This window comes from Vibrio sp. R12-SW3-ISO1, assembly GCF_059834005.1.
The window spans coordinates 119,096-131,730 of the sequence record NZ_JCBDGK010000039.1; the positions used below are offsets into that span (position 1 = coordinate 119,096).

Sequence of the window (12,635 nt, forward strand, 5' to 3'; positions counted from 1 at the left end):
AGGTTGGCATTTCGCCAACCTTTTTTGTTCCGCTCTTTTTTGTTCCACTAAAAGAGTCATCTCAGTTTAAGAACGCAAGCCGATGCCTTTGGTGACGAGGTAGTGCGCCACGCCATACAAGGCCAACACAAACACACTCAAGACCCCAAAAGAGGTGACAATACCCACGTCAGACACGCCCAGAAATCCGTAGCGGAAAGCGTTCACCATGTAGACGATAGGATTTATCTTCGATACCCCTTGCCAAAACTCAGGCAACAAGCTGATCGAATAGAACACGCCCCCCAAATAGGTCAACGGCGTCAAAACAAACGTCGGGATGATAGAGATGTCATCAAAGGTTTTTGCGTAGACGGCATTGATCAATCCCCCTAAAGCAAACACCACCGAGGTCATGAATACTGTCGCGATGATGATCCCCCAGTGCTCCACTTGCAGGTCAACAAACAGCAGTGACACAAAGGTGACGATGGTGCCGACCAATAGCCCACGCACCACACCGCCCATCACAAAGCCTAGAATGATCACATAGTTGGGCACTGGCGCGACCAACAGCTCTTCAATATTGCGCTGAAATTTGGCACTAAAAAACGACGAGGCGACATTCGAGTAGGAGTTAGTGATGACCGACATCATAATCAAACCCGGTACAATGTACTCCATGTAGCTAAAGCCGTTCATTTCCCCAATACGCGACCCAATCAAGCTGCCAAAAATAATGAAGTAGAGCGTCATGGTGATTGCCGGCGGCACCAAGGTTTGCACCCAGATACGGGTAAAGCGGTTGATCTCTTTGGTTAACAGACTGCAAAATGCCGTCCAATACAACTGAAGCATTACTTCGCCCCCTCTCTAACGATGGTCACGAACAGCTCTTCCAAACGGTTCGCTTTGTTGCGCATTGACTGAACCGTGACACCTTGCTCACTCAATTGACTGAAGATGTCGTTCAAACCTTGCGACTTGTCGATCTCAATCTCCAAAGAGCCCGCCGTGAGCTGCTGACGAATCACCCCCTCCAATGGCGCGACCTCGACCCCCTCTTGCAGATCCAGGATAAAGGTTTCCACCGTCAGCTTACTCAGCAAGGATTTCATGGTGGTGTTTTCAATCAACTCACCTTTACTGATGATGCCAATATTGCGACACAACATTTCCGCTTCTTCGAGGTAGTGCGTGGTCAGAATAATGGTGATGCCCTGCTCTTGGTTGATCTCTTTTAAAAACTGCCACATCGAGCGACGCAGCTCGATATCAACGCCGGCGGTCGGCTCGTCGAGAATCAAAAGCTGTGGCTCGTGCATCAGCGCACGGGCGATCATCAAACGGCGCTTCATGCCACCCGACAGATTGCGCGCTCGCTCGGCGCGTTTTTCCCACAAATCGAGCTTAGTGAGATACGTTTTCGCCCGCTCTTTGGCTAATGACTTTGGCACACCGTAATACCCGGCCTGCTGCAATACGATCTGCTCAACGGTTTCAAACTGGTTAAAGTTAAACTCTTGCGGGACCAAGCCTAAGTTTTGTTTGGCGAGCTCAAGATCGGTATCAATGTCATATCCGAACACTTTCACTGTGCCCGAAGTCTTGTTAACCAATGACGAGATGACGCCAATAGTGGTGGATTTACCCGCACCATTGGGCCCAAGCAAGGCGTAAAAATCCCCTTTTTTGACCTGTAAGCTGATTCCTTTGAGCGCTTCAAAGCCACCGGCGTACGTTTTACGTAGCTGGTCTATTTCTAGTGCATACATAATGGTTGTCTGTACCTGTTGGTCTTGCTTATCGCCTCAGAATTGGGGCGATGAATGGTAATCAGTGTATCGGCGAACGCGGTTGATTACAATTAAACCTTTCGACTTTTTTGGAAATATAGAAATCATAAGTTATAGCGAAAACATATAGGGTGAAAAATAGAGCGTGCAAAGGGAACGTGATAGGAAGGGTGGATTCGCACCGGATACGCTCCCCACTGCGTAAGGCGAATGGGGAACGTACACCGAGTGTCAATTAGATCGAATAGCCGATTTCCGGTGTCTCATCGACATGTTTCAGCGCGGCTTTCAGTGCTTCGTAACGGAACTTAAAGGTGTTGTCACTTGGCACGAGATCAATCACGTGGAACTTCTCAAGTTGCTGACGGGTATGTTCGTTCGGGCAGAGCAAATAAACCTGACATTTGGCGTCCAATGCGTCTTTGATGGCGTTTTCCAACGCAAGCCCGACGGTGACATCAATCATAGGCACATCAGTCAAATCTAAGATCATCGCTTGATAGTCAGAGATACTGCTGTGTTGACGCGAAATCGCTTTAGAAACACTGAAAATCATCGGACCGGAGAGATAGAAGAACAGCACTTTACCGTTGGCTTTATCGAGTAAGGCGCGCTCGCTGTCAGTCAGTGGTACATCGTCTTGGTCCGCATCACTGATTGCTTTAACCTGCCTCGCTTGCTCGCGGCTAAGGCGCTCAATGATGATAATGTTGGAGATAAACACTCCTAGCCCCACAGCGACAATCAAATCCACAAACACCGTCAACAGCATCACACCATACATGACGGCCATGCCCGGAAAGCTAACCTTGTGCGCACGCTGGATAAAACTCCAGTCAAGAATGTTAAATCCGACATACACCGCAATACCAGCCAACACCGCCATCGGAATAGGTTCGGTTAAGCCACTCGCCACCAAAACCACTAAGGCCAAAATCAGTGCTCGAATCACGCCTGAGAGCGGAGAACGTGCCCCCACTTGAATGTTGGTCACCGTGCCCATGGTTGCGCCCGCCCCCGGCAGAGCACCAAACAGGCCTGAGACCATGTTGGCAAGGCCCTGACCACGGAGCTCTTTGTCGGAGTCGTGCTCTTTACGCGTGAGCGAGTCACCGATAACCGCAGTCAGCAAGGTATCGATACAGCCCAGCGTGCCCAGTACCAAGGCGTCTATCACCATTTCCACCAGCATCGAGGGATCGATATGTGGCATCACCAGAGAAGGCAGACCCGCAGGAATCTCACCAATCCGACGAATCGCGTCAGGCTCAAACAGCACGACGGAGAGCAAGGTCACCGCCACAAGCGCAACCAACTGCGCAGGGACATATTTGCGATACTGTTTAGGGAAAAAGAACAAAATGGCCAAGGTCAACGCGCCAAGAAGCAGCTCACTGAATTTCATGTTGGCCAAGGTGTCAGGCAAAGCGGAAAGCGTGCCAACCACACCACCAGCAGGGGCGGCATGCCCCAATAACGGCGAGAGCTGAAGGATAATCAAGATCACGCCAATACCCGACATAAACCCGGAGATCACGCTATATGGCATCAAAGTGACGTATTTCCCGAGCTTTAATGTTCCAATCAAGATCTGGAATGCGCCCGCCATCATCACCACAGTGAAGGTCATCGCCATACCCGTTTCAGGGTATTTGGCCATCATACTGGTGAGAACGGCGGTCATGATCACCGTCATTGGACCCGTCGGCTCTGAGATCAAAGTATTCGACCCACCGAACAGGGCAGCGAACAGACCGACCATGATCGCCCCCCATAAACCCGCTTCAGCCCCAGCGCCTGACGCTACACCAAACGCCAGTGCGAGTGGCAGAGAAATGATCGCAGTGGTCACACCGCCAAACAGATCGCCTTTAATATTGATATCTTCAAATCGATTTCCAAGCACAACCTTGCTCCATGCTTAACAACATCTTTCACCACTTAGCTTCAGCGCGTGAATACCAAGTGAAAAACCAATAACCATAAAATTTATGCTACTATCTGACGTGAAAAATCAGATTATTGAGGCGAAATGCCGCAAAAACATCACTCTAACAAATGTTACCCCTCAGCAGTAACAGTAATTGGTATCACATTCCGACTACTTTATAACTGTTTGTTAGGATCTCGACTAAGTTTATGTATTTTCATCCCTAAACTCGTCAGATGAGTGCCTTTTTACTGATTTTTTACGGGTATGAATTTGTAACATTATGTATAGTGATGAAACATTTTTTTAGGATTGATAAGTAAGATGCCAGAGATTAAACAGTTATTTGATAATAACTCTAAGTGGTCAGAGTCGATCAAAGCCGAGCGACCTGAATATTTTACTCAATTGGAACAAGGACAGAGCCCAGGCTTCTTGTGGATTGGCTGTTCAGACAGCCGTGTCCCAGCAGAGCGCCTAACCGGGTTATACTCTGGTGAGCTCTTCGTTCATCGAAATGTGGCAAACCAAGTCATTCACACCGACCTCAACTGTTTGTCTGTGGTGCAATACGCGGTGGATGTGTTGAAAGTGAAGCACATTATCGTGTGTGGTCACTATGGCTGCGGCGGGGTGAAAGCGGCGATCGACAATCCGCAACTTGGTCTGATTAACAACTGGCTACTGCATATTCGCGATCTCTACTTTAAGCATCGTCACTACCTTGATGGCATGCCGTTAGAGGATCAAGCGGACAAGCTGGGTGAAATCAACGTTGCGGAACAAGTGTACAATTTGGGCAACTCGACCATTATGCAAAATGCGTGGGAGCGCGGTCAGGACGTGGAAATCCACGGTGTTGTGTATGGGATTGGCGACGGTAAACTGGAGTATTTGGGCGTGCGTTCAAGCTCAAGAGAATCGGTCGATGACTCTTATCAGAAAGCGATGGAAGCGATCCTAAACCCAGAACAAAAACTCTTGTGTCGCTAAGTTCATTGACACACATAGCCTAATAACAACAATGCCCGCAATCGCGGGCATTGTTCAATGTCGTGTTGCCAGTTTATGTGTGACCACTTTATTCCTGTGGTACCACTTTACCGATGTATGGAAGATGGCGATACTTTTGCGCGTAGTCAATCCCAACACCAACGACAAACTCATCCGGGATTGAGAAACCAATCCAATCCACAGGCACCTCGACTTCGCGACGCGAAGGCTTATCAAGCAGCGTACAGATGGCGATCGATTTAGGTTCACGCAGCGACAAAATTTCTTTTATTTTGTTGAGTGTGTTGCCTGTATCGATAATGTCTTCAATAATCAGCACATCCTTGCCTTTAATGTCGTCATCGAGATCTTTCAAGATGCGAACATCGCGTGAGCTTTCCATGGTATTGCCGTAGCTAGAAGCCGTCATGAAATCCACTTGATGCGTCAGGTCAATTTGGCGCGCTAAGTCGGCCATAAAGACAAACGAACCACGCAGCAATCCAACCAACACCAAGTCTTCACTTCCTTGGTAGTGCTCGGTGATCTGCTTGCCCAGCTCATTTACTCGCGCCTGAACATCTTGCTCAGAAATCATCACTTCTACTGTATGTTTCATACCCATCTCGTCTTTCGTTTTGCCAGTACCTGAAGGATAGCGTATTCGCGCCTATGTGCCCGTTCCGAGCCGTTTGACTCGCCGGTACTGCTAAATGATCAAGCGCGTAGTCTAACACTTGAGCGCTCACTCTTAAACGTTTGCTTGGATGAAAACCTAGGGACTGATAAAAATGAAATATTAGTAACTAACAAAATTGATTATTAAATCACCTCAAAACGTTGACCCAAAATATATGCACCATTACACTCATCAATGCTACGGCAAATAATAAAATACTAAATAGGGCTCAGCCCACAACGACAACTCAATTGGCAAGGAAATGAACTATGGATTCTATAGCGAAACGACCCCGTACACGCCTTTCTCCACAAAAACGCAAACAGCAGTTGATGGAAATCGCCTTGGAAGTGTTTGCTCGCCGCGGAATTGGACGTGGTGGCCACGCGGACATAGCAGAGATCGCACAAGTCTCTGTGGCGACGGTGTTTAACTACTTTCCAACCCGAGAAGATCTCGTCGATGACGTTCTAAACTATGTCGTCAGACAGTTCTCCAACTTCCTCACCGACAATATTGACCTAGACCTCCACGCGAGAGAGAACCTGCACAATCTGACCTCTGCGATGGTTGAGTTGGTGCTCAATGATTGTCACTGGCTCAAAGTGTGGTTCGAATGGAGCGCCTCGACTCGTGATGAAGTCTGGCCGCTGTTTGTCTCCACCAACAGCACCAACCAACTGCTGGTGCAAAATATGTTTGTGAAAGCCATCGAGCGCGATGAAGTGTGTGACAAGCACGATCCTGTCGATCTCGCGACCCTGTTCCACGGCATGTTCTACTCGCTGTTCATTCAAGCCAATCGTATTCAAGATACTGAAGCGATGGAGAAACTGACCAACAGCCACTTAAACATGCTCTGTATTTACAAGCGCGATCAGTAATACGCTCGTCAGCTACGCCTATTCGCAATGCCTGATCTTTAACGTACAGGAGCGAGCACAGTGAATAGGCATAAATGAACAGGCATAAAAAAACCGCTGACTTATCAGCGGTTTTTCTCTATTTCAGTCTAAGAAGGATTACTTCTTCTTCGCTTTCGGGTTTGGAAGGTCAGTAATGGTGCCTTCAAACACTTCCGCGGCTAGACCGACAGACTCATGCAGAGTTGGGTGAGCATGGATAGTCAGTGCGATATCTTCTGCATCACAACCCATTTCGATAGCTAGGCCGATTTCACCCAACAGTTCACCACCGTTAGTACCGACAATCGCACCACCGATAACGCGATGGGTATCTTTATCGAAAATAAGCTTCGTCATACCGTCTGCACAGTCAGATGCAATAGCACGACCAGACGCCGCCCACGGGAAAGTAGCCGTTTCGTAGTTGATGCCTTCTGCTTTCGCTTCTTTCTCAGTCTTACCAACCCACGCCACTTCTGGCTCAGTGTAGGCAATCGAAGGAATGACTTTCGGGTCAAAGTAGTGCTTCTTACCAGAAATCACTTCTGCTGCAACGTGACCTTCATGCACACCTTTGTGCGCTAGCATTGGCTGACCAACGATATCGCCGATCGCGAAGATGTGTGGGATGTTGGTACGCATTTGCTTGTCAACATTGATGAAACCGCGCTCGTCGATTTCAATCCCAGCTTTCTCACCATCGATAAGCTTGCCGTTTGGCACACGACCGATAGCCACAAGAACCGCATCGTAGCGCTCTGGCTCCGCTGGTGCTTTCTTGCCTTCCATTGATACGTAGATACCGTCTTCTTTCGCTTCAACAGCGGTCACCTTAGTTTCAAGCATCAAGTTGAACTTGTTCTTAATACGCTTGGTGTAAACTTTAACGATGTCTTTGTCTGCCGCTGGGATAACTTGGTCGAACATTTCAACCACGTCAATTTGAGAACCCAGAGAGTGGTAAACCGTACCCATTTCTAGGCCGATGATACCACCGCCCATGATCAGCAGCTTTCCTGGAACTTCTTTCAGCTCAAGTGCATCCGTTGAATCCCAAATACGTGGGTCTTCATGCGGAATGAATGGAAGTTTGATAGGTCGAGAGCCCGCAGCAACGATAGCGTTATCAAAGTTAACGACCGTTTTACCGTCTTCACCTTCCACTTCAATCGAGTTAGGTCCTGTGAACTTACCAAAGCCGTTTACCACGTTCACTTTACGCATCTTAGCCATACCGCCAAGACCGCCAGTCAATTGGTTGATCACTTTCTCTTTCCACAGACGAATTTTATCAATGTCTGTTTGTGGCTCACCGAACACGATACCGTGCTCAGCCAAAGCTTTCGCTTCTTCGATCACTTTTGCCACGTGTAGAAGCGCTTTTGATGGGATACAACCCACGTTCAAACAAACACCACCTAGGGTGCTGTAACGCTCGATAAGAACAGTGTCCAGACCTAAGTCTGCACAACGGAATGCAGCGGAGTAACCAGCAGGACCGGCACCAAGTACTACCACCTGGGCTTTAATTTCTTTGCTCATTTTGACCTCTTGTAGTCATTATCCCTAACAGGCTGAGTGAGTATGGAATCTATCGTTCAACGAATGGTTTGTTTTTCAATATTATTTTCAGACCGCCAACAGTTTACAGAGATGTTAATGGTGTGAAAAGTAAATCCATTTAGCCTGTGAGCTAGACAACAATTCACGAATGAACTGCTGAATATAGAAAAAGTGACTCCCCTTTACACCGAGGGTAAAGGGGAGTCATGAATTACAATACTAGACGACGAATGTCAGACAGACACGCGTTTAAGTAAGTAATGAAACGTGCACCTTCTGCACCATCAATCACACGGTGATCGTAGGAGAGAGACAGTGGAAGCTGTAGACGCGGTTCAAACTCTTTACCGTTCCACACTGGCTTCATTTCAGACTTAGACACGCCAAGGATACCAACTTCCGGAGCATTAACGATTGGCGTAAACGCCGTACCACCGATACCGCCAAGACTTGAGATAGTGAAACATCCACCTTGCATGTCAGCCGCTGTGAGCTTGCCAGCACGTGCTTTCTTAGACACGACCATCAGCTCTTCAGACAGCTCGTAAATGCCCTTCTTGTTCACATCTTTAAATACAGGAACAACCAGGCCGTTTGGCGTATCTACCGCAATACCTACGTTGACGTATTTCTTCAGAATCAGGCTCTCACCGTCATCAGATAGAGAAGAGTTGAACGCAGGGAACGCTTCAAGTGCTTTCGCTACTGCTTTCATGATGAACACAAGTGGCGTGATCTTCATGCCCGTGTCTTTCTTCGCCTCGATGGCGTTCTGCTCTTTACGGAACGCTTCTAACTCAGTGATGTCTGCGTTGTCCCATTGGGTTACGTGCGGGATCATCACCCAGTTGCGGTGTAGGTTTGCACCTGAGATCTTCTTAATGCGAGATAGTGGCTGAGTTTCCGTCTCACCGAACTTGCTGAAGTCCACTTTTGGCCATGGGAGTAGACCAAGAGCCGCGCCGTCGCCTTTACCAGATGCGGCTGCACCTGCGCCAGACTCAAGACGCTTAAGCGCTTCTTTCACGTAGTTCTGAACGTCTTCCTTCAGGATACGGCTCTTACGACCAGAACCTTTAACCTTAGAAAGATTAACGCCAAATTCACGCGCTAGACGACGAACAACTGGAGACGCGTGAGCGTACTCATCGTTTTCTTTGAAATCGCCAGTCGCTGCTGGAGCTGCTGCCGCTGGAGCTTCTGCTTTAGGAGCTGCAGGTGCTGCCGATTGAGCTTGAGCCGCTGCCGGAGCAGGTGCTGCGCCCGCTACTTCGCCTTCCGTTGTAGAGAAAATCATGATTAGTGAGCCAGTAGACACTTTGTCGCCAGCTGCAATCTTGATTTCTTTAACTGTGCCAGCGAATGGTGCAGGAACTTCCATAGAAGCTTTGTCACCTTCAACTGTGATTAGAGATTGCTCTTCTTCCACTGTGTCGCCAACCGCAACCATGATCTCAGTAACTTCAACTTCGTCGCCGCCGATATCTGGAACGTTCACTTCTTTTGCCGCAGAAGCTGCTGGAGCTGCTGCCGCAGGAGCTTCAGCTGCCGCTGGTGCGGCTGGAGCGCCTGAACCTGCTGTTTCGAATACCATGATAAGTGAGCCAGTCGATACTTTATCGCCTGCTGCAACTTTGATCTCTTTTAGCGTACCTGCGAATGGCGCTGGAACTTCCATAGACGCTTTGTCGCCTTCAACAGTGAGAAGAGATTGCTCTTCTTCGATGCTGTCGCCAACGGCAACCATGATTTCAGTCACTTCTACTTCATCACCACCGATGTCTGGTACGTGAACTTCTTTTAGTTCTGCCGCTGCTGCTGGAGCTGCTTCTGCCGCAGGAGCAGGTGCAGCGTCAGCTGCACCCGAAGCGCCGGCCGCCTCGGTTTCGAAAATCATGATTAGAGAACCAGTAGAAACCTTGTCGCCTTCTGCAACTTTGATTTCTTTAACGATACCCGCTGTCGATGCAGGAACTTCCATAGAAGCTTTATCGCCTTCAACTGTGATCAGAGATTGCTCTTCTTCAACCTTGTCGCCAACGCTTACAAGAATCTCAGTAACTTCAACCTCATCCGCACCGATGTCTGGTACATTAATTTCGATTGCCATTTCTTATCTACCTTCTTAATTAAGCGTATAGCGGGTTTGTTTTCTCTGTGTCGATGTCGAATTTCTTAATTGCTTCTGCAACTACAGATTTCTCAACTTCGCCACGTTTCGCTAGTTCAGTTAGCGCTGCTACTACTACGTAACCTGCGTTCACTTCGAAGTGACGACGTAGGTTTTCACGGCTGTCTGAACGACCGAAGCCATCAGTACCGAGAACTTTGAAAGACTCAGCAGGAATGTATGCACGAACCTGCTCTGCGTAGTTCTTCATGTAGTCAGTGGCTGCGATAGCAGGTTCAGTACCCATTACTGTTTGGATGTAAGGTACTTTAGCTTCCGCTTCTGGGTGAAGCATGTTGAAACGCTCTGCATCTTGGCCATCGCGAGTGAGTTCGTTGAATGACGTTACAGAGTAAACATCAGAAGCAACACCGTAATCTTCGCTTAGGATTTGAGCTGCTTTACGTACTTCATTCATGATAGTACCAGAGCTCATTAGCTGAACTTTCGCTTTGTCGCCCGTGTAAGTTTCTAGCTTGTAGATACCTTTACGGATGCCTTCTTCAGCGCCTTCTGGCATTGCTGGCATTGCGTAGTTTTCGTTCATTAGCGTTAGGTAGTAGAACACGTTTTCTTGTTCTGGACCGTACATGCGACGGATACCGTCTTGCATGATTACTGCTACTTCGTACGCGAATGTTGGGTCGTAAGAAATACAGTTAGGAACCGTACCCGCCAAAATGTGCGAGTGGCCGTCTTCGTGCTGTAGACCTTCACCGTTCAACGTTGTACGACCCGCCGTTGCACCTAGTAGGAAACCACGTGCTTGTTGGTCACCAGCCATCCACGCCATGTCGCCAACACGTTGGAAGCCGAACATTGAGTAGTAGATGTAGAACGGGATCATTGGTAGGTCGTTTGTCGAGTATGAAGTCGCAGCAGCAACCCATGAAGACATAGCACCTAGCTCGTTGATACCTTCTTGTAGAACCTGACCTGAAGTCGCTTCTTTGTAGTAAGAAACAACACCACGGTCTTCTGGTGTGTAAGTTTGGCCGTGCGGGTTGTAGATACCGATTTGACGGAACAGACCTTCCATACCGAATGTACGTGCTTCGTCAGCAATGATAGGAACGATGTTCTTACCAATGTTCTTGTTCTTAAGTAGAACGTTTAGTGCACGTACGAATGCCATAGTAGAAGAGATATCACGCTTCTGTTCTTCTAGTAGTGGCTTGAATTCTTCTAGCTCAGGAACGATGAATTCTTGAGTGAATTTTGGTAGACGCTGTGGCGTGTAGCCGTGTAGCGCTTTACGACGAGCGTGTAGGTATTCGTACTCTTTTGAACCTTCTTCAAGTTTCAGGTACGGAAGTTCTTTCACTGCTTCGTCAGTTAGGATGTCTTGAAGACCTAGACGATCACGTAGGTGTAGTACGTGCGTCATATCCATCTTCTTAACTTGGTGCGCGATGTTCTTACCTTCAGCCGCTTCACCCATGCCGTAACCTTTAACAGTCTTAGCTAGGATTACTGTTGGACGACCTTTCGTTTCTGCCGCGTTTTTGTATGCCGCGTATAGCTTAGAAGACTCGTGACCACCACGCTTAAGTGCGAAGATTTCGTCATCAGTCATGTCAGCAACAAGTGCAGCTGTCTCTGGGTACTTACCAAAGAAGTGCTCACGTACGTACGCGCCATCTTTTGATTTGAATGTTTGGTAGTCGCCGTCGATGGTTTCGTTCATCAGTTGAAGAAGCTTACCAGTCGTATCTTTGGCGAGTAGTGAATCCCAGTTGTTACCCCAGATGACTTTCACTACGTTCCAACCAGCACCTTTGAACAGACCTTCAAGTTCTTGAATGATCTTACCGTTACCCATAACAGGGCCATCTAGACGCTGTAGGTTACAGTTGATTAGGAAACATAGGTTGTCTAGTTTCTCACGCGCAGCGAAAGAGATAGCACCACGTGATTCTGGCTCATCCATCTCACCGTCACCTAGGAAGGCGTAAACGCGCTGCTCTGACGTATCTTTAAGACCACGGCCTTCTAGGTACTTAAGGAAACGAGCTTGGTAGATAGAAGCGATTGGACCTAGGCCCATCGATACTGTCGGGAACTGCCAGAATTCAGGCATCAGTTTCGGGTGCGGGTATGAAGGAATACCTTTTCCGTCTACTTCTTGACGGAAGTTGTCTAGCTGCTCTTCAGTTAGACGACCTTCAACGAATGCACGTGAGTAGATACCTGGTGAAATGTGACCTTGGTAGTAAACCAAATCGCCACCATCCTTCTCGTTCGGTGCACGGAAGAAGTGGTTAAAACAGGTTTCGTAGAACGCAGCAGAAGACTGGAAAGACGCCATGTGGCCGCCTAGCTCTAAATCTTTCTTAGATGCACGTAGAACGATCATGATTGCGTTCCAGCGGATGATGGAACGGATACGGCGCTCAAGCGTAGTATCACCAGGGTAAGCTGGTTCTTGGTTCGCTGGAATCGTGTTGATGTAGTTGGTTGTGATGCCTGTTGGCATATCAACGCCGTCTAGGCGAGCTTTGTCTAGAACTTGCTCTAGTAGGTACTGTGCACGTTCTACACCTTCTTCACGAACTACTGACTCAAGAGCTTGTAACCATTCAGGTGCTGAGATCACATGAGGCTCGGACTGTATTAACCT

General features: G+C 48.2%; 9 protein-coding genes. 2 read left to right on the top strand and 7 right to left on the bottom strand.

The features are described from left to right. Positions 1–66 precede the first annotated feature (66 nt). The 3 genes from AC6R0R_RS10735 to AC6R0R_RS10745 form a co-directional block, all read right to left on the bottom strand. Positions 67–837, bottom strand: a complete 771-nt coding sequence (locus AC6R0R_RS10735) for an ABC transporter permease (protein ID WP_334553913.1) — start codon at positions 835–837, stop codon at positions 67–69. After that, entirely contained in the window at positions 837–1,754 is a 918-nt protein-coding gene (locus tag AC6R0R_RS10740) for an ABC transporter ATP-binding protein (RefSeq protein ID WP_334553911.1), read from the bottom strand. The genes AC6R0R_RS10735 and AC6R0R_RS10740 overlap by 1 nt, the downstream gene beginning before the upstream one ends. Before the next feature lie 256 nt (positions 1,755–2,010). Further along, positions 2,011–3,681, bottom strand: a complete 1,671-nt coding sequence (locus tag AC6R0R_RS10745; protein ID WP_500626658.1) for a SulP family inorganic anion transporter — start codon at positions 3,679–3,681, stop codon at positions 2,011–2,013. A gap of 348 nt (positions 3,682–4,029) precedes the next feature. Here AC6R0R_RS10745 and can point away from each other — a divergent pair, with 348 nt between their 5' ends. Further along, positions 4,030–4,698, top strand: a complete 669-nt coding sequence (gene can, locus AC6R0R_RS10750) for a carbonate dehydratase (protein ID WP_334553908.1) — start codon at positions 4,030–4,032, stop codon at positions 4,696–4,698. Positions 4,699–4,786: 88 nt separating this feature from the next. On the opposite strand, the gene hpt is transcribed toward can, so the two are convergent. Then, a complete protein-coding gene (gene hpt, locus AC6R0R_RS10755; protein WP_334553906.1) occupies positions 4,787–5,317 on the bottom strand; it encodes a hypoxanthine phosphoribosyltransferase in 531 nt (176 codons plus the stop codon). A 329-nt stretch (positions 5,318–5,646) separates the two neighbouring features. Here hpt and AC6R0R_RS10760 point away from each other — a divergent pair, with 329 nt between their 5' ends. Continuing rightward, positions 5,647–6,261: a LuxR/HapR/OpaR family quorum-sensing transcriptional regulator gene (locus tag AC6R0R_RS10760; protein ID WP_487902112.1), complete on the top strand. Its 615-nt coding sequence runs from the start codon at positions 5,647–5,649 to the stop codon at positions 6,259–6,261. Between the two features lie 138 nt (positions 6,262–6,399). Here the strand turns inward: AC6R0R_RS10760 and lpdA are convergent, their stop codons facing one another. The 3 genes from lpdA to aceE form a co-directional block, all read right to left on the bottom strand. Then, complete coding sequence (gene lpdA, locus AC6R0R_RS10765) at positions 6,400–7,824, bottom strand: dihydrolipoyl dehydrogenase (RefSeq protein ID WP_334553903.1); 1,425 nt, start codon at positions 7,822–7,824, stop codon at positions 6,400–6,402. Positions 7,825–8,056: 232 nt separating this feature from the next. Beyond that, positions 8,057–9,955 carry a pyruvate dehydrogenase complex dihydrolipoyllysine-residue acetyltransferase gene (gene aceF, locus AC6R0R_RS10770; RefSeq protein ID WP_500626659.1) on the bottom strand — a complete coding sequence of 633 codons (1,899 nt, stop codon included), beginning with the start codon at positions 9,953–9,955 and terminating at the stop codon, positions 8,057–8,059. A gap of 19 nt (positions 9,956–9,974) precedes the next feature. After that, positions 9,975–12,629, bottom strand: coding sequence for a pyruvate dehydrogenase (acetyl-transferring), homodimeric type (gene aceE / locus AC6R0R_RS10775; RefSeq protein WP_500626660.1), 2,655 nt, complete (start codon positions 12,627–12,629; stop codon positions 9,975–9,977). Positions 12,630–12,635: the final 6 nt, after the last annotated feature.

What these genes read in the sequence shown, in the direction of transcription:
- AC6R0R_RS10735 (WP_334553913.1), bottom strand. Translation starts at nt 837, where the DNA reads ATGCTTCAGTTGTATTGGACGGCATTTTGCAGTCTGTTAACCAAAGAG.
- AC6R0R_RS10740 (WP_334553911.1), bottom strand. Translation starts at nt 1,754, where the DNA reads ATGTATGCACTAGAAATAGACCAGCTACGTAAAACGTACGCCGGTGGC.
- can (WP_334553908.1), top strand. Translation starts at nt 4,030, where the DNA reads ATGCCAGAGATTAAACAGTTATTTGATAATAACTCTAAGTGGTCAGAG.
- hpt (WP_334553906.1), bottom strand. Translation starts at nt 5,317, where the DNA reads ATGAAACATACAGTAGAAGTGATGATTTCTGAGCAAGATGTTCAGGCG.
- AC6R0R_RS10760 (WP_487902112.1), top strand. Translation starts at nt 5,647, where the DNA reads ATGGATTCTATAGCGAAACGACCCCGTACACGCCTTTCTCCACAAAAA.
- lpdA (WP_334553903.1), bottom strand. Translation starts at nt 7,824, where the DNA reads ATGAGCAAAGAAATTAAAGCCCAGGTGGTAGTACTTGGTGCCGGTCCT.
- aceF (WP_500626659.1), bottom strand. Translation starts at nt 9,955, where the DNA reads ATGGCAATCGAAATTAATGTACCAGACATCGGTGCGGATGAGGTTGAA.